Source organism: Arthrobacter sp. AG1021 (assembly GCF_003633665.1).
Lineage (GTDB): Bacteria > Actinomycetota > Actinomycetes > Actinomycetales > Micrococcaceae > Glutamicibacter > Glutamicibacter soli.
This window is the reverse complement of the sequence record NZ_RBLB01000008.1, coordinates 442,378-458,502: the sequence shown is the minus strand read 5'-3', so window position 1 is coordinate 458,502 and position 16,125 is coordinate 442,378. Positions and strand designations below refer to the sequence as shown.

At 65.1% G+C, this 16,125-nt stretch carries 20 protein-coding genes; 3 read left to right on the top strand and 17 right to left on the bottom strand.

What is annotated here, in order from left to right; genetic code table 11:
- The first annotated feature begins 16 nt into the window (after window positions 1–16).
- Window positions 17–592, top strand: coding sequence for a dihydrofolate reductase family protein (locus DFO58_RS10515; protein ID WP_120990632.1), 576 nt, complete (start codon window positions 17–19; stop codon window positions 590–592).
- A gap of 14 nt (window positions 593–606) precedes the next feature.
- Here the strand turns inward: DFO58_RS10515 and DFO58_RS10510 are convergent, their stop codons facing one another.
- The 11 genes from DFO58_RS10510 to DFO58_RS10460 form a co-directional block, all read right to left on the bottom strand.
- Window positions 607–981, bottom strand: coding sequence for a VOC family protein (locus DFO58_RS10510; protein ID WP_120990630.1), 375 nt, complete (start codon window positions 979–981; stop codon window positions 607–609).
- 281 nt (window positions 982–1,262) lie between these two features.
- Window positions 1,263–1,766, bottom strand: coding sequence for a DUF3145 domain-containing protein (locus DFO58_RS10505; RefSeq protein WP_047118978.1), 504 nt, complete (start codon window positions 1,764–1,766; stop codon window positions 1,263–1,265).
- 141 nt (window positions 1,767–1,907) lie between these two features.
- Window positions 1,908–2,900 carry a tyrosine recombinase XerC gene (locus DFO58_RS10500; RefSeq protein WP_120990628.1) on the bottom strand — a complete coding sequence of 331 codons (993 nt, stop codon included), beginning with the start codon at window positions 2,898–2,900 and terminating at the stop codon, window positions 1,908–1,910.
- Window positions 2,901–2,931: 31 nt separating this feature from the next.
- The gene (gene dprA, locus DFO58_RS10495) at window positions 2,932–4,188 is read right to left on the bottom strand and encodes a DNA-processing protein DprA (protein WP_120990626.1); all 1,257 of its coding nucleotides are present in this window, start codon (window positions 4,186–4,188) and stop codon (window positions 2,932–2,934) included.
- A gap of 38 nt (window positions 4,189–4,226) precedes the next feature.
- Window positions 4,227–5,768 carry a YifB family Mg chelatase-like AAA ATPase gene (locus DFO58_RS10490; RefSeq protein WP_120990624.1) on the bottom strand — a complete coding sequence of 514 codons (1,542 nt, stop codon included), beginning with the start codon at window positions 5,766–5,768 and terminating at the stop codon, window positions 4,227–4,229.
- Window positions 5,765–6,130 carry a YraN family protein gene (locus DFO58_RS10485; RefSeq protein WP_120990622.1) on the bottom strand — a complete coding sequence of 122 codons (366 nt, stop codon included), beginning with the start codon at window positions 6,128–6,130 and terminating at the stop codon, window positions 5,765–5,767. The genes DFO58_RS10490 and DFO58_RS10485 overlap by 4 nt, the downstream gene beginning before the upstream one ends.
- Window positions 6,131–6,226: 96 nt before the next feature.
- Window positions 6,227–6,547 carry a DUF2469 domain-containing protein gene (locus tag DFO58_RS10480; RefSeq protein WP_047118974.1) on the bottom strand — a complete coding sequence of 107 codons (321 nt, stop codon included), beginning with the start codon at window positions 6,545–6,547 and terminating at the stop codon, window positions 6,227–6,229.
- On the bottom strand, window positions 6,547–7,290 hold the full coding sequence (locus DFO58_RS10475; RefSeq protein ID WP_120990620.1) for a ribonuclease HII: 744 nt from the start codon (window positions 7,288–7,290) through the stop codon (window positions 6,547–6,549). The genes DFO58_RS10480 and DFO58_RS10475 overlap by 1 nt, the downstream gene beginning before the upstream one ends.
- A 1-nt stretch (window position 7,291) precedes the next feature.
- Window positions 7,292–7,993, bottom strand: a complete 702-nt coding sequence (gene lepB / locus DFO58_RS10470) for a signal peptidase I (protein ID WP_120990618.1) — start codon at window positions 7,991–7,993, stop codon at window positions 7,292–7,294.
- A 151-nt stretch (window positions 7,994–8,144) separates the two neighbouring features.
- Window positions 8,145–8,558: a hypothetical protein gene (locus tag DFO58_RS10465; protein ID WP_120990616.1), complete on the bottom strand. Its 414-nt coding sequence runs from the start codon at window positions 8,556–8,558 to the stop codon at window positions 8,145–8,147.
- A gap of 311 nt (window positions 8,559–8,869) precedes the next feature.
- Window positions 8,870–10,705 (bottom strand): S1 family peptidase, encoded by a 1,836-nt coding sequence (locus DFO58_RS10460; protein WP_183043161.1) that lies wholly within the window; start codon window positions 10,703–10,705, stop codon window positions 8,870–8,872.
- A gap of 350 nt (window positions 10,706–11,055) precedes the next feature.
- Here DFO58_RS10460 and DFO58_RS18670 point away from each other — a divergent pair, with 350 nt between their 5' ends.
- A complete protein-coding gene (locus DFO58_RS18670) occupies window positions 11,056–11,298 on the top strand; it encodes a hypothetical protein (protein WP_147407250.1) in 243 nt (80 codons plus the stop codon).
- A gap of 110 nt (window positions 11,299–11,408) precedes the next feature.
- Here DFO58_RS18670 and lepB (DFO58_RS10455) read toward each other — a convergent pair whose 3' ends face one another.
- The 6 genes from lepB (DFO58_RS10455) to rpsP form a co-directional block, all read right to left on the bottom strand.
- Window positions 11,409–12,056, bottom strand: coding sequence for a signal peptidase I (gene lepB, locus DFO58_RS10455; RefSeq protein WP_120990612.1), 648 nt, complete (start codon window positions 12,054–12,056; stop codon window positions 11,409–11,411).
- A gap of 13 nt (window positions 12,057–12,069) precedes the next feature.
- Window positions 12,070–12,429 (bottom strand): 50S ribosomal protein L19, encoded by a 360-nt coding sequence (gene rplS, locus DFO58_RS10450; RefSeq protein ID WP_053798020.1) that lies wholly within the window; start codon window positions 12,427–12,429, stop codon window positions 12,070–12,072.
- Between the two features lie 259 nt (window positions 12,430–12,688).
- Entirely contained in the window at window positions 12,689–13,513 is an 825-nt protein-coding gene (trmD, locus tag DFO58_RS10445) for a tRNA (guanosine(37)-N1)-methyltransferase TrmD (protein ID WP_047118967.1), read from the bottom strand.
- Window positions 13,513–14,055, bottom strand: a complete 543-nt coding sequence (gene rimM / locus DFO58_RS10440; RefSeq protein WP_053798022.1) for a ribosome maturation factor RimM — start codon at window positions 14,053–14,055, stop codon at window positions 13,513–13,515. Before rimM ends, trmD begins: the two co-directional genes overlap by 1 nt.
- Before the next feature lie 143 nt (window positions 14,056–14,198).
- Window positions 14,199–14,441 (bottom strand): RNA-binding protein, encoded by a 243-nt coding sequence (locus DFO58_RS10435; RefSeq protein ID WP_047118965.1) that lies wholly within the window; start codon window positions 14,439–14,441, stop codon window positions 14,199–14,201.
- A gap of 2 nt (window positions 14,442–14,443) precedes the next feature.
- A complete protein-coding gene (rpsP, locus tag DFO58_RS10430) occupies window positions 14,444–14,854 on the bottom strand; it encodes a 30S ribosomal protein S16 (RefSeq protein WP_047118964.1) in 411 nt (136 codons plus the stop codon).
- 260 nt (window positions 14,855–15,114) lie between these two features.
- On the opposite strand from rpsP, the gene DFO58_RS10425 reads away from it, so the two are divergent.
- On the top strand, window positions 15,115–15,744 hold the full coding sequence (locus DFO58_RS10425; protein WP_053798023.1) for a LysE family translocator: 630 nt from the start codon (window positions 15,115–15,117) through the stop codon (window positions 15,742–15,744).
- Window positions 15,745–16,125: the final 381 nt, after the last annotated feature.

Genomic DNA, 16,125 nt, shown 5'->3' with positions numbered 1-16,125 from the left:
TTTTAGGAGCCGCATCATGCGCACCTTGATCGCCACCGCATTCATCTCGCTGGACGGGGTCATGGAGGCGCCCGGCGGCGAACCCGGCTACCGCAACTCCGGCTGGACCATGAGCTCGGTGGACTTCGACCCGGCCGCCTACGAGATGAAGGGCACCGAACAGGGCGAGGCCACGGCGCTGCTGCTGGGCCGTCGCAGCTATCAGGCCTTCTCCCCCGTCTGGCCGGCGATGACCGAGGAATTCCCCGGCTACAACGCGATGCCCAAGTACGTGGTCTCCACGACGCTCAAGGACAAGGACCTGGTGGACAACTGGGGCGAAACCACGATCCTGCGTTCGACCTCCGACGTGGCCCGGCTGCGCGCCAGCGACGGCGGGCCGATCAGCATCCACGGCTCCGCGACGCTGGTCCACTCGCTGCAGGAGCACCACCTGATCGACCGCTACCACCTGCTGGTTTTCCCGGTGCTGCTCGGCGCCGGCAAGCGCCTGTTCAGCGGCGCCGACCTGGACGCGCAGAAGCTCAAGCTCGTCGACTCCGCCGTCTATTCCAACGGCATCCAGAAGAACGTGTTCGACGTGCTGCGCTGATCTGCGCTCCTGCGCTACAGATAGGGCCAGGTGATCAGCTCGAGGTAGTGGCCCGACGGGTCCAGCAGGTAGACGCCCCGGCCGCCGTGCTCGCGGTTGATCTGCCCGGCCAGCTGGCGCTGCGGAGCGGCCCAGTGCTCGATCCCGCGCGCGCCGATCAGCGCGCAGGCCCGATCGAAGTGCGCATCATCGAGCAGATATGCGTAGTGCTGCGACGGGAACTGCATTGGCGGAGTGGCGAATTGCAGCAGCACGCCGCCGCCGATGCCGATGTTCTGGAACGGCCTCCAAGAGGGCTGCCGCTCGGCTTCCAGCAGCTCGATGTAGAACTCGGCCATCTGGGCCGCGTCGGTCGAGGCGATGATGGTGTGGTTGAAGTGCGCGGTCATGTTTCCCTTTCGTTGTACGGTTTCCGGTGTGCTTGGAAGGTGCATACGCAGGGAGGAGCGCGGATCAGGGAACGACCAGATGGCCGTTCCGGGAGCGGCCTGTGGCGGCCTGACTGGTCTTCATCACGGTCGATCCTAGCACCAGAGGGTCGTCAGAAGGCAGATGCATAAAATGCGATCCCCCCGCAGGGGGATCGCATTTTGTTTTTGGTAACAACCCCGCACCACCGGGGCTGGATCCGGGCCGACTCGGGCAGACTCGGAGACTAGTTAACCAGTGGCTAAACCACCTGGTTGAGCCATCGAACAGAGGAGTTCTCCCCTGCATGTCGGAAGGGTTCGAGCTCCTCATCCCAAGCCTCGCCCAGGGCAATGGACATTTCCTGGTAGAAGATCGAGGGATTGCCGTCGCCCTTTTCATAGGCCCAGCGGATGCGCTCTTCGCTGATCATGACGTTGCCGGCCGTGTCGATGGTGGCGTGGAAGATCCCCAGATCCGGGGTCACCGACCAGCGGCTGCCGTCGACGCCCGGGCTCGGGTCCTCGGTGATTTCGAATCGCAGATGCTGCCACCCGTGGATTGCGCTGGTCAGCAACGCGCCAGTGCCTTGGGGTCCTACCCACTCAATTTCGGCACGACGAAAGCCGGGTGCAGCGTGCTGTTCGGTCCATTCCATCTTGACCGGTTTTCCGAGCACGGACCCGATTGCCCATTCCAGATGTGGGCATAGCGCAGCAGTGGCGGAATGAATATAAATTACGCCCCTGGTCATCGGTGCAGACATGCCATCCTCCGTACGGTGTTGATCGTCTTCCCCTACGTCAACATCGTGGTGGTGCAGCTACCGCCGATAGTTCTATTTTGCCCGATGAACAGCACTTTTCGCTACTCGGAAGGGTGATTAGGAGGGAATTGGTAGATTCCCTCAGGCGCGCGGGTGCGCCTGCCGGTAGCTTTGGCGCAGCCGGTCCACCGAAACATGGGTGTAGAGCTGGGTCGTGGCCAGCGACGCGTGGCCGAGGAACTCCTGGACTGCGCGCAGATCCGCTCCACCATCGAGCAAATGGGTGGCCACCGTATGGCGCAGGGCATGCGGCCCGCTGGCGGCGGTATCCCCCAGCGATTTCAGCGCCTGCGAAATCACGTCGCGAGCCTGGCGCACATTCAACCTGCCGCCGCGCACGCCGACCAGCAGGGCGCCCTGGGCCTTTTCCTCGTCGACCAGAACGGCCCGATGGGTCAGCAGCCAGGAGGTCAGCACCCGCTGGGCGGGATTGCCGAACGGCACCATCCGTTCCTTGTTGCCCTTGCCGACAACCTTTAGCGTGCGACGGCTGAAATCCAGATCCTTCACGTCCAGGGAGACCAGTTCGCTAATGCGCAGCCCCGAGGCGTAGAGCAGCTCGGCGATCACGCGGTCGCGGGCGTGGACCGCCAGCTGCTGCGGGCTCTGCGGCGCGGCCTCGTCCGCCGCGCCGTCCTGTCCGGTGTGCTCGCCGGTATCCGCGAGCAGCCGGTCGATCTGCCCGGGTTGCAGCACATGCGGCAGGCGGCGCTCCTTCTTCGGCGCGGCCAGGCGCAGGGCCGGATCCTCGGCCACCAGCTGGTGCTTCAGCGCCCAGGCGAAGAAGTTCTTCACCGAGGAGATGCGCCGCGCGATGGTGGTGCGCGAGATCTGCGCTTCGTGCATGCTGGCCAGCCACTCGCGCAGCATCTCCACGTCGACATGGTGCGGTGCGCTGACCTGCCGGGTGGAGTACAGGAACGTGCCCATGGTGCGCAGGTCGACCTCGTAGGCGCGCAGCGTGTTCTCGCTGCGCCCGCGCTGCAAGCGCAGGTAATCCAGATAGTCGGCGACCGGTTCGGCGAACGAGGCCGGCAGCTGCGGGGTCTTGGTGGCGTTGGTGTCCTGCTTCATCCCTTCGAGGATACCGCGACGGACCCGCGGGTTAGGTGCGCGCCAGCTTCCACCCCGCGTCGTTGCGAACCGCCAAGCCGCGGCCCTGCAGGGTGGACAGCCCGCGCAGCGTCTGCAGGATCGTGACGCCGCTGCGCGCTGAGATCTCATCCGGGCTCATCGGCCTGGTGAAGGACAAGACATCGTAGAGCATGCCGACCTCCGCGGGCAGCCCGTCCACCGGACGCTGACGCGGGTCGTCGGGTTCACTGGCGGCAACGCCGGCGGGTGCGCCTGGCCCGAGGCCCAGCAGCTCGGCCGCCTCGGCGGGGCTGGAGATCAGCTCGGCGGCTCCGGAGCGGATCAGCCGGTGGGTGCCCGCCGAGTTCGGCGAGAACACGCTGCCGGGCACCGCCGCGACATCCCTGCCCAGCTCGACCGCATGGCTTGCGGTATTCAGCGCACCGGAGCGGTGCCGCGCCTCGGTGATGATGGTCAACCTGCTGAAGGCGGCGATCAGCCGGTTGCGGTTCAGGAACCTGAAACGCGTCGGTGTGGTGCCCGGCGGCACCTCGGAGTACAGCGCGCCGCGGGTGATGACCTGCTCCAGCAGGTTGTGGTTTCCGGCCGGGTAGAGCCGGTCCGCTCCGCCGGCGAGGATCGTGGCGGTCGGCGGGTTCGGGAACTCCCAGCCGTCGTGGGACAGCGCGGCGCGGTGGGCTGACGTGTCGATCCCGTAGGCGCCGCCGGAAACGATCGTGAAGCCCTGCAGCCCCAGCGCCCGGGCCAGCTCGAAGGTGACCTGGTTGCCGTAGTCGCTGGCGTCGCGCGAGCCGACGATGGACACCGTGCGCTCGCGGTCCCCGCCGAGGTTCCCCGGGTCGGCCGCCCGCCACCACAGGCACAGCGGCCGGCCCAGGCCCAGGTCGTCCAGCTGGGCCGGCCAGCCGGGGTCCTGGCTGGTGAGCAGTCCCCCGCCGAGGCGCTGCATGGCCTGCAGGGCGGCATGCTCGTTGGCGTAGGGCAGCCGCTTGCGCCAGCGGGTGAGCGCGACGCGCAGGTCCTGGGCGGAATTCGAGGCCGGCTGCCGGCCGGTGGCCTCGGCCAGCTTCAGCCCCAGGTCCAGCGGCACGTGGTCCTCACGGCGGATCAGGGCCAGCAGCTCGGCCGGGGTCATCAGCTCCAGCAGGGCCGCGGCGGTGACGTCGTTCGGCTCGACCAGCTGGTTCAGCGCGGCCAGGCACAGTGTGTGCGGAAGGTGGCCGACGGCGTCCTGCCGCCGGACGGGGGTCTGCGGTGCGGCGCTCATGATGGGTGCTCCTTGTCCCGGGGTTAGGTGCAGTACAGCTAGGCGGTGTGCAGGTTCTGGCGCAGGTGGGCGGCGATCTGGACGTCGTCCGGCGCCGGGCGCTGGTGGCCCTGGGTGTCGGCGACGGTCCAGGCCAGACGCAGCAGGCGGTCGGTGGCGCGGGCCGAGAGGCCGCCGCGTTCGGCGGCGGCTTCCACGGCGCGGCGCGTGGCCATCGGGTAGTCCAGCTCATGGCGCAGGATCCGGGTGGGGATCTGCGCATTGCAGCCGACGGCGTAGCCCTGCAAGCGGGCGGCGGCTCGGGCGCGGGCCTCCAGCACCCGGTCGCGCACCACGGCGCTTGACTCGTTGGCCTGCTGCCCGACCAGCTGTCCGCCGGGCACCGGGTTCAGCCGCACCTGCAGGTCGGTGCGGTCCAGGATCGGTCCCGAAAGCCGGCCGAAATAGCGGCGACGGGCCATCGGTGTGCAGGTGCAGCCGGTGCCCGCGGCGTAGTTCCTCCCGCAGGGGCAGGGATTTGAAGCCATGACCAGTTGGAAGCGGGCCGGCAGCCGGGCGTGGCCGCGTGTGCGGTCCAGGGTGATGCAGCCCTCCTCGATGGGCTGGCGCAGCGCGTCGAGCACGCCGGTGTTGAAATGCGCCACCTCGTCCAGGAACAGCACCCCGTGGTGCGCCCGGGTGATCGCGCCGGGCACCATGCGCCGGGTGCCGCCGCCGATCAGTGCGGTGAGCGAGGCGGTGTGGTGCGGGGCGATGAATGCCGGGGTGCGGCGCAGCGCGGCGATGGGAGATTCGGAGCCGTGGGTGATCGAGTGCACCGCGGTGGCTTCCAGCGCCTGCAGGTCATCCAGCGGCGGCAGGATTCCGGGCAGGGCGCTGGCCAGCAGGGTCTTGCCCGCGCCGGCCGGCCCGACCATGATCAGGTGGTGCCCGCCGGCCGCGGCGAGCTCCAAGGCCAGGCGCGCCTCCCCCTGCCCGTTGACCAGCGACAGGTCGGTGGGCTCCGGGGGCGCGGGCGCGTCAGGCTGCCGGCCCCCGGCTGCATGGCGCAGGTTGATGCTCAGCCCCGCTGCGTCGGCCCCGCAGTGGATGAGGACCTGGCCCAGGTGGTCGGCGGCGAATACGCGGGCTCCGGGCACCAGCCGGGCCTCGGCCTCGTTGCCGCGGGCGACCACCAGGTTCGGCAGGCGAAGTGCCACGGCAAGCTGGGCGGCGGGAAGCACCCCCGGCACCGGACGCAGCATGCCGTCCAGCCCCAGCTCAGCCAGGTAGACGGTGTTCGGAGGCGGGGAGATCTGCCGGTCCGCGGACAGCGCGGAGACCAGGATGGCCAGGTCGAAGCCGGAGCCGAATTTGGGCAGCGTGGCCGGCGAGAGGTTGACGGTGAGCTTGCGGTTGGCGATCGGGATGCCGGTGTTGCGCGCGGCGGCCTTGATCCGCTCGCGCGCCTCGTTCAGCGACGCGTCGGGCAGGCCGAGGATCACGAAGCCGGGGATGCCGTTGCCCAAGTCGGCCTCCACCTCGATTAGCGCCGCCTGCACGCCCTGGAAGGCGATCGCGTGGGTGCGGGCGGTGCTCATGAGCGCACGTCCGGCAGGTGCCGGCAGGCCAAGGAGCCGCCGGGTGCTGGATAGACCTCGACGACGTCCACCCGCAGCTGCGGGCAGTAGGCGCTGTGGGCCTTGCACCAGGCGATCAGCAGCCGGTGCAGCCGGGCGAACTTCGCGGGATTCACCGCGTCGAATGCGGTGCCGAACCCCTGGGAGGAGCGGGTCTTGACCTCCACTGCGGCCAGAGTGCCGGCCGGGTCGCGGACCACCAGGTCAAGCTCGCCGCTGCGGCACCGCCAGTTGCGGTCCAGGATCCGGTAGCCGCCGGCTTCGAGGTGCTCGGCGGCCGCCTGCTCGCCCCGGGCTCCGAGTTCCTGCTGCTGAGTGGTCATCGCCGCCTCCTTGAATCGGTCTGTGCGTGTTCAGACCAGTCTCAGGGGCTGCGGGGCGGGGCCGGTGCGGCGGGGCGCGGATTGTGGAGAACGCGGTTAGCTCTCCAGCCCCTCCTTGGGGATCTGCAACTCGTCGCGGTTCAGCTCCTCGACGTTGACGTCCTTGAAGGTGAGCACCTTCACTGCCTTCACGAAGCGGCCCTGGCGGTAGATGTCCCAGACCCAGGCGTCGGTCAGCGTGAGCTCGAAGTAGACTTCGCCGGCGTTGGACAGCGTCTTCACGTCAACCTGGTTGGCCAGGTAGAAGCGGCGTTCGGTTTCCACCACGTAGTTGAACAGCCCGACCACGGTCTTGTACTCGCGGTACAGCTGCAGCTCCATGTCGGACTCGTAGTTTTCCAGTTCGTCGCCAGCCATCACTTTGCCTTCAATCCTGTGGGTTTACCTTCGTCCTTGCCCGTGCCGGAAGTCAAGTTCCAGCTCTTGCGGTGGTAGTCGCAGGGGCCCAGGGCGACGATCGCCTCGCGGTGCGCGGCGGTGGCGTAGCCCTTGTTGACCTCCCAGCCGAACGCGGGGTGCGCCGACGCCAGCTGCGCCATGATCCCGTCGCGCTCCACCTTGGCCAGGATCGACGCGCCGGCGATCGCCTGGCAGGTCATGTCCCCCTTGACGATGGTGCGCACCGGTACGTGCAGGCCCACCGGTTCGCGGTCCGCGGCCAGCAGGTCGAAGAGATCCTGCTCGGGGGCGCTCAGCCAGTCGTAGCTGCCGTCCAGCAGCACCGCCTCGGGGGCCACCGCGCAGGCTGCCACCGCGCGGGTGCCGGCCAGGCGCAGCGCCCCGGTGACCCCGAGCTGATCGATCTCCGCGGCCGAGGCATGCCCCACGCCGTAGCCGGCCGCCCACGCGCGCACCGGCCCGACCAGTTCCTCGCGCTTGGCGGCGGTGAGCAGCTTGGAGTCGCGCAGCTGCGGGAATTCGGTCACGGCCTGGATGTCGATCACGGTGACGCCCACGCTGATCGGTCCGGCCAGGGCGCCGCGGCCCACCTCGTCGGCGGCGCCGATGAAGCGCACGCCGTGGGCGGCGGCCAGGGCGCGCTCGTGCTCCAGCGTGGTGGCCTTGGAGGACTTGGAAGTTCTGGGCGCGGTGGCAGGCATGCTAGTTCCCCGGGGTCGGGACGGCGGCGAAGACTTCCTCGTGGGAGTCGATGGTGCCCCAGCGCGAGAGCGGCCAGGAGATGACGGAGGCCTTGCCCTGCACCGAGTCGACGTCCACGAACCCGCCCTGGACATCCGGGTGGAAGCGGGAGTCGGCGCTCTCGGCGCGGTGGTCGCCCATCACCCAGAGCTTGCCCTCCGGCACGGTGACCTTGAAGGCCATGTCGCTGGGGGTGTTCCCGGGGTAGATGTAGGGTTCGTCGATCGGGGTGCCGTTGATGCTCAGCCTGCCGTCGACGGTGCAGCACTCCACGGTGTCCCCCGCGGTGCCGATGATGCGCTTGACCAGGTACTGCTCGCCCGCGGCCGGCAGGATGCCGACGAAGGACAGCGCCGATTCCACCGCGGTGGGCTGGGCTTCAAGCGGCGGCAGCCACTCAAGGTCGTCGCGGAACACCACCACGTCCCCGCGCTCCAGCTCGAATGGGCCCGGGACCATGAGGTTCGCGAAGATCCGGTCGTTGATCTGCAAGGTGTTCTCCATGGAGCCCGACGGGATGTAGTAGGCGCGGAAGAAGAAGGTCTTGATGACGAAGGACAGCACCAGGGCGATCGCGACGATGATCACGATCTCCCGGATGAAGCGCCAGAGTTTGTAGAGCGGTCCGCCCTGCTGCGGACTTTCGGCTGATTCGGCGCTCACGGCTGGGTGCGTCCCTTTCGCTGGTGGTCAATACCCTCCATCTTACGTACGCAGCCGCGCGGCGGCGCCACGTGGCACGCTGCACGCGCGAATTGCCCAGATAATTGCCGCTCCGGCCGCGGCCACCGGGCGCGAACTCCGGCAGGCGGCGCTAGCCGGACGGGGTGCCGACGGTGGCCGGGGCCGGGGAGGCCGGGCCGCTGCTGTCGGTGAAGTCCAGCGGGATCGTGCCGACCGGATTGTCCTTGGCCAGCGCGTCCTGCACCGCCTGGCGCTGGGAGGGGTCCACCGCCAGGGTCAGCCCCCCGGTGCGCGGGTTCAGCGTGTAGGCGTGGATCGCCGAGCGCAGCCTCGGCTCCTGCTTCGCCTGCCAGGCCATGATCCGCGAGATGCCCTCGCGCAGCTGGGCGTTGCTGTACTCCACCAGGTGCCCGACCGCGCCGGCCTGCTCGATGGCCTTCACTGCGGTATCGCTGGTCGCGGCGACGTGCAGCTTGCCGTCCTGTATCCAGCCCTGGACGAATTCGTCGCCCAGTTCCCCGGACAGGCGCTCGTTCAGTGACAATAGGGCAGTTTGGTCCACATCTGCTCCCTTCGTCGGGGCCGGTGCCGGCGACGTGCCTGGCGGCAAGATTTGGGTGCCTGAAGGCTGTGCTGACCGTGATTGCGGCGCTTCCTGCTGCTGGCCACACCCGGTGAGCACCAGGCCCAGGGCGGCGGCCGAGGCGGCCAAGGCCGCCGGGAATCGTACTGCGGCGTACCTGCTTCTCATGGTGCTCCCTCGTCTTCTGGCGACCTGAACCGCGGCCTGGGTCGTGTGGTCACCGGAGGATACCCCATCCAGTGCAATGCTTCCCCGGCCGCGGCAGGTTCCCCCTAGCTGTGGCGGCGGGAGCCGCGGCGCAGCAGCAGCGCGCAGCCGACCAGCGCCAGGATGCCGCCGGCAACTACCAGCGGCATGCTGCTCGTGCCGGTATCTGCCAGCGATCCCTCGGGGGCAGGCTCCACGATGGATTCGACGCTGCCTTGGGTGGCATTCGACGCCGTCGGGGAAGCGGACTCGGCCGGTTCATTCGTTTCCCCGGGATCCTGCGAAGCCGACGGCGCGGCGGAGTCCTGTGTGGGCTCAACGGGCGTCGGGCTCGGCTCTGGAGCCACCACCTCAACGCTGGCGCGGGTCTCCTCGGAGATGTTTAGCCCGTTGACCGCCTGAAGGGTGAAGGCGAATTCGCCTTCCTCCCGCGGCGCGGTGAAGGTGAATACTCCCTCGAAGTCCACGTCTACGGTGTCGATCACCTTCCCGTCGACGATGATGTTGATCTCGGTGCCGCTGGACGCATCTTGCACGGTTCCGGTGATCTCCGCGCCGGGGGCGACATCCGGCTTGCTGTCCGCCAAGTCCAATTCCGGCGCGTTGATGAAGAACTTCACCTGGTACCCCTGGATATAACCCTTGGCCTGCACGTCGGCCAGCGAGGTGTAGAACGCGAGGTCATCGTCATCGGTGTCGCTCAGGCCAGCGCTATACGCCGAGGCAATGCCCACCGCACTGGAACCTGCCAGTGCCGGTCCGCCGGAGTCGCCTTCTTTCACCACGCTCAAACCCGGGTTGGCCGCTCCGTAGCCCCACACTGGGCGCTGGTCATTGGCATAACCGGCGACGAAAAACAGGCCTTCGCCGAAGATTTTCGAGCAGCTCCAGCCGGTAGTGCGCCCCGAGGCGCAGACCTCGGACCCGGCAACGGCCTTGGAAACTCCAGTCACGGTCATGGCGTCTTCACCAGGACCGCCCGCCGACCACGTGGTCACCGCTGGTGGCAGATTGAGCTCGAGGTCGATGCCCTCGATCACCGCTATGTCGGTACCAGGTTCGGTGTTCTCCTTGAGATGGTCCTGCTCCTGCGGGGTTAGCTGGTCCAACTGCCCGTGGGAAATCCCGGAATTGTTGATTCCACCGAACTGGCTGAATCCGAAGCTGCCAACAGGAGGCGCAAAACCTTCTAAAGTATCGGGAGCACTCTGCACCATAGTCCCGAAGATCTTTCCCGCACCGTCCAGGGCGCAGTGTCCGGCGGTCAGCATCGCGTCCTCGCCGGACGGTGACCACGCGTTAAAGCCCGTCGAGCAAATTACCATGTTTGGCGACGGCATACCCGAGGGATCGACAAAGTACCCGGTGCCGCCGTAGAAATCGTCGCCTGCGGAAGTCTTGGCCGGGCCTGACCCTTCCACGAGCGCGACACCATCGGCTTCCTCGACGAATTCCTCCAGCGTCAGCGACATCAGTCCCGTCGGATCCTGGGTCGCGGGACTTTCCTGCTTTTCCGCTCCGGCAGAGCCGTCGGCGATGATCTGCAGGCCGCTGCTGGTGTTCATGATCGCTGTCAGGCGCGTCAGCTCGGTTGGTTTCACGTTCTTGAGAACTTCTGCGTAGACGTCATTGACGTCAGTAATCGTCCCGACTTCTGCGGTGACAGTGGCAGAGGTCGCAGCGGTAGACTCGACAATTTCCTTCGCCCTGTCTTCGTCCGCCTCGCCAACGGTGATCTGGGCTTTGCCGTCCTCGACGGTCGCGGTTGCCTTAATGCCTTCGACGCCCAATTTCTCCCGGATTTCCGCGGCCTGCTTTGAGTGCTTGGCGTCTTCCTTGAACTCGTCGACGGTTTTGCCCAGATCGCGCTGCACCGCTTCGCTGAGTCCTTCGGTCGGCATAGTTGGATCTGTGGACGCGGCAGTCGATGGTGCTGTGGAGGTCGAACTCGGAGTCTCAAGCGGCGTTTGGCTCGCTTCAGGAGCCGCGGCAGCTGGCATGAAACTGCCACCAACCATCAGGGCGGTTGCAGCCATGGTCGCCAGACCACGCGGCGCCGTTTTGCTATTCAGTTTTGGCATTAATGCTTCTCCCAGATGTCAGAGTGCGAGTGTTCCGAGAAGCCACGGCAAAATGGGCACGGCGAACCTCAGAGTGGTACCAAAACGAAACCATATCCGGGAAATTGCGCGGTTTTCAAGCATCTGCGCAACCGAAAATATTTGGGAATTACAGCATAATGTCTAGTCAGATGAGTATCGAACATCAGAACTGGGTCGCTACCGGCTTGAGTGATCAAGATTCGCAGATCCGGCGGCGCATATTTGAGCCAAGTCAGCGCAGATCTAAGCGCGGCATTGCTCAGAGTAAGATAATCCGTTTCCGCTTATTCGATGCAACCGCAAGATTACGAAGCTTCAACGCAATATCAGTCTTTGAGTTCAGCAAGTCGCCCATGTCGAACCGTGAAATTGAGATTTCAAAATACGAATGAAACCCTCAAGAAACTATTCTTCACCGGGCCTGCCGAATGTACAGTACGGGAGCACGGACGGCAGCAGAACGGGTAGCGAACGCTGGTGGCAACGGACAGTGATGCAATAGCTAACGGATTTCGGTGCGCTGGTCAATCGGCCAGATGATATTTGTTGCGCGTCCAGTGACGCGGTCCAGGCTGATCATGCCGCCGCCGCTGGCTCCGAGCAACGATCGGGAATCCTGCGACACGGAACGGTGGTCCCCCATGACCCAAACGCGGCCAGCAGGAACTTCGACTGAGAACTTCATGTCGCTTGGCGCATCGCCATTGAAGAGGTAGGGCTCGTCGATCGGTTCGCCGTTGACGGTGACGCGGCCGTCGGCCGAACAGCATTCAACGGTATCCCCGCCCACCCCGATCACGCGCTTGACATAGGAATGGGAGCTGCCCGAAAGCTTGAAGGCGCCCACGAGGTCGTCAACCACCGAGGATCGGGCATAGGGCAAGAACGATCCCCGACCGTCGAATACGATGACGTCCCCGCGCTGGGGCTCGGCGTCGTCGTAGGCGCGTCGGTCCACGGAGATGGCCTGGCCCGGGTTCAGCGTTGACTGCATCGAATCCGAGCGGATGCTGAAGACATCGACGAAGAATGCACGGATGATGATCACGGCGACCAACCCGCAAATGACAGCGAGAACAGCGAAGCGCCAGACCCAGTAAAAGGCCCGGCGCTTCGTGATTGCCGCTTCAGGGCGAGCAATCTGCTTCATGGAAGAACGCAGATTACTTCTTGCCGCCGAAATCGCGCTTCTCGCGGATGCGAGCAGCCTTGCCGTGACGATCGCGCATGTAGTACAGCTTTGCACGACGCACGTCGCCCTTGGACACAACCTCAATCTTTTCGATGATTGGGGAGTGAACCGGGAAGGTACGCTCGATACCGGTGCCGAAGGAAACCTTGCGGACGGTGAAGGTCTCGCCTACGCCGCGGCCCTGACGGCCCAGTACGTAGCCCTGGAAGACCTGAACACGGGAGTTCTTGCCTTCGATGATGTTGACGTGCACCTTGAGGGTGTCGCCAGGACCGAAAGCAGGAACGTCGGAACGCAGGCTAGCTGCATCCAAAGAGTCAAGAATATGCATTGTGCATCTCCTAGGATCAATGCCGCAGGTCACCGAATCCTCGTAGCGGGGCTCTTCGAGCGCCTGAAACGGCGCCGAACTCCCCGGAACGTTTACCACCGGCTGGCTTTAGCAACCGATGCGGCGGTTCTTGAAGTCCGGGATCCCCCTGCGGCAGGATTCGGACAAAACACACCAAGAGTCAATTTTGCCATATAAATATCCCTGAGGTGAACACCGCGGCGGAGCAATCCGCCGTGATGTTGGCCTCGCGAGGAGTTTATTCGGATTCGGTTCCTGCGCCGGTAGCCCAATCGAGCTGGGACTTGGGCAGAATCTCGCCTTCAACCACGGCAAAACCGTTGTGCCACAGGGCATCTCGGTCCCGGCGGTTCAGGCTTTCCACGTCGAGCTGGGTGATCAGGTCCGGCCGGCGGTCGGCCGTGCGCTTGATCTGCTCGTCGCGGCGGTGGCGGGCTACTCGGTGGTGGTTGCCGCCCAGCAGCACCTCGGGAACCTCGCGGCCGCGCCAGGACGCAGGCTTGGTGTAGACGGGGTACTCCAGCAGCACATCCGAGTGCGATTCCTCGACGAGCGACTCGGGGTTGCCGATGACACCGGGAATCAGGCGCCCGATGGCCTCGACCATCACCATGACCGCGACTTCTCCCCCGTTGAGGACATAGTCGCCGATGGAGACGGGAATAACGGTGAAGTTCTCGTGCGCGTACTCGATGACGCGCTCGTCGATGCCTTCGTAGCGGCCGCAGGCGAAGACCAAATGCTCTTCTTCGGCGAGGTCGTAGGCCATCTGCTGGTTGAAGACCGCCCCTGCGGGCGAAGGCACGATCAGCACCGGCTTCTTGTCGGCCGGAGCCTTGGCGCGGACAGCGTCCAGCGCCTGGCCCCACGGCTCGGGCATCATGACCATGCCGGCGCCGCCGCCGTACGGGGTGTCGTCCACCTTGCGGTGCTTGTCGGTGGTGAAGTCGCGCAGATTGGTGACGTTCAGGTCCAGGATGCCGTCTTCCGCGGCGCGGCCGATGAGCGAAAGCTGCAGCGGGTTCAGGTATTCGGGGAAGATCGAGATCACGTCCAGGCGCATTACTTGGATTCCCCCTCGGGCTGCTCCGAATCCTCGGAGTTCAGCTCCAGCAGGCCCGGAGGCGGGGTGATGGTCAGCGTACCGGCCTCGGTATCGATCTCCGGGACGAATTCGTCCACGAACGGCAGGTAGATTTCCTCGCCGTCGGCGTTCTCGAAGACCAGCAGATCCTGGGCGGGGTTGGTGCGCAGCGCCGTGACAACGCCGACCTCGACGCCGTCGTGCATGACCTTCAGGTCCTGCAGCTCGTGCTCGTACCACTCGTCCGAGTCGTCCTCCGGCTCCTCGCCGACCTCGATCTCCAGGCGGGCGCCGCGCAGCGTCTCAGCGGCGTTGCGGTCCGCGATCTCCTGGAAGGAAAGCAACAGGATTGCCTTGTTCCAACGCGCGTTCTTGATGGTCAGCGACTCAACCGGGCCGTCGGTGACATGCAGGACTTCGCCGGCGACAAAGCGCTCTTCGGGTGCGTCGGTGAGGACCTGGGCCGTGACTTCGCCGCGGATGCCGTGGGGCTTGCCGATGCGGGCTACCTGCAATCGCATGTTCGCTGAACCTTTTCTTCGGTGGATGGCTTCAGATGGTGAAGGATAAAAATTTTGGGGTGAAACACTAAAGGAGTTCCCGCGTTGTAGAGCGGAAACTCCTTTAGTGGTGAGGCTCGGCCTAGGCCGGGCCTCTAAGTTGTTCAGCCTCGGCGACGATCAGTGTCAATTACATCAACACGGATCGGCTCCTTGGCCAACGCTGCCATCACTGTGCGCAGTGCCCGTGCAGTGCGACCCTGGCGTCCGATCACGCGACCGAGATCATCAGGATTCACACGTACTTCGAGCAGGTCGCCGCGGCGGGTGGACTTCAGGGCAACCTGAACGTCCTCCGGCTCCTCGACAACCCCGCGGACCAAGTGGTCTAGCGCGTCAACGAGCATGATTACTCAGCCTCGGTAGCTTCAGCCTCTGCCTCTTCGGCAGCTGGCTTTTCAGCCTTCTTGGTGATGGCTTCCTTGAGGATAACCGAGCCCTTTTCAGGAGCAACGAATGCTGGCTTAGGCTCGGCAACCTTGTAGGTGCCTTCCTGGCCATCGATGCCCTTGAACTTCTGCCAGTCACCGGTGATCTTCAGCAGTGCGTGTACCTGCTCGGTTGGCTGAGCGCCAACGGACAGCCAGTACTGTGCACGGTCCGAATCGATCTCGATGATCGAAGGGTTCTCGGTCGGGTGGTACTTACCGATCTCCTCGATGGCACGGCCATCGCGCTTGGCGCGCGAGTCCATGACGACAACGCGGTAGAAAGGTGCGCGCATCTTACCGAAGCGCTTCAGACGAATCTTTACGGCCACTTTTGTGGTCTCCTGTTTCTCAACATGGTCGAACCAAGCTTTGTGCACCTGTGGGGCAGGCCTTACTGACCTGGTTCTAAAAGGACAGGATTCGAAACGGAGAGAGGGTCCATAACAAATCGAGTACCCTGCAATTATGCCAGAGACCCGGCGCTCAAACCAATTATTCCCGACACCTGCGTGCCGGTTCTGCGAATGAGGTTCATCACTCCGGGTTCGGAGCGGAAGCAGCCGGCTCGGCGGGCTCTACGATTTATTGTATGACCGTCACTTCCGCATTGCTCTCCTTCGCCGTCGTTGCCGCGCTGATGACGCTGGTCCCCGGCGTCGATACGGCGCTGATCCTGCGCTCGGCGGTCACGCGCAGCAGGCTGGACGCACTGGTGGCCGCCCTCGGAATCTGTTCCGGGGTTTTCGCCTGGGGCGTCATTGCGGCCGCCGGGGCATCTGCGGTACTGGCCGCCTCCCAGCTCGCCTACCAAATCCTGACCTACGCCGGTGCCGCGTACCTGATGTTCCTGGGCGGCCAAATGATCTACCGCTCGCTGCGGCGACGGGAACTGGAGCCAACGAACGTTGCCGTGGCCAGCAGCAAATGGAAGGCCTACGGCACCGGGTTGGTGACCAATCTGCTGAACCCGAAGATCGGCGTCTTCTATATCGCTGTCATTCCCCAGTTCACGCCGGCCGATGCCAACGCACTGCTGATGGGTATTGCTTTGTCGGCGGTGCATGTGGCGATGACCTTGGCCTGGGCTGGCGTGCTGATCCTCGGTGCCTCGCTGGCCGGCAAATGGCTGAGCACCCCGAAGGCCGTGACATGGATGGACCGGATTACCGGAACCGTGCTGGTCGGCTTCGGCGTCAAGGTGGCGCTCTCCAAGCCTTAGGTTCGGTGCCGCTGATCTGGCGTGGAGATGCCTCGCTCAAGGAATTCTCAGCCAAACGATGAATACATGGGTTTTAGGCAGCGGCGTAGAGCCGGTTCCGCTGCGGTATCTGCAACGGATCCACATGCTTCGGGAACAAGATATATGCCAATCCCCCGATCTTGACCAAGGTCAGCAACCCGGCATGGATCGCTAAATGATGCCGACGGCACAAACACGACGCATTACGGCAACTGGTCTTCCCGCCATGCTCCCACCAATCATCATGATGGCACTCAAGCATCTCCGGCGGCGAGGTGCACCCGGGCACAATACACCCTCGGTCCCATAAGGAAAATGACAGAAGAAGCTTTGACTTTCTCCGGAGGCGGATGAAAGAAA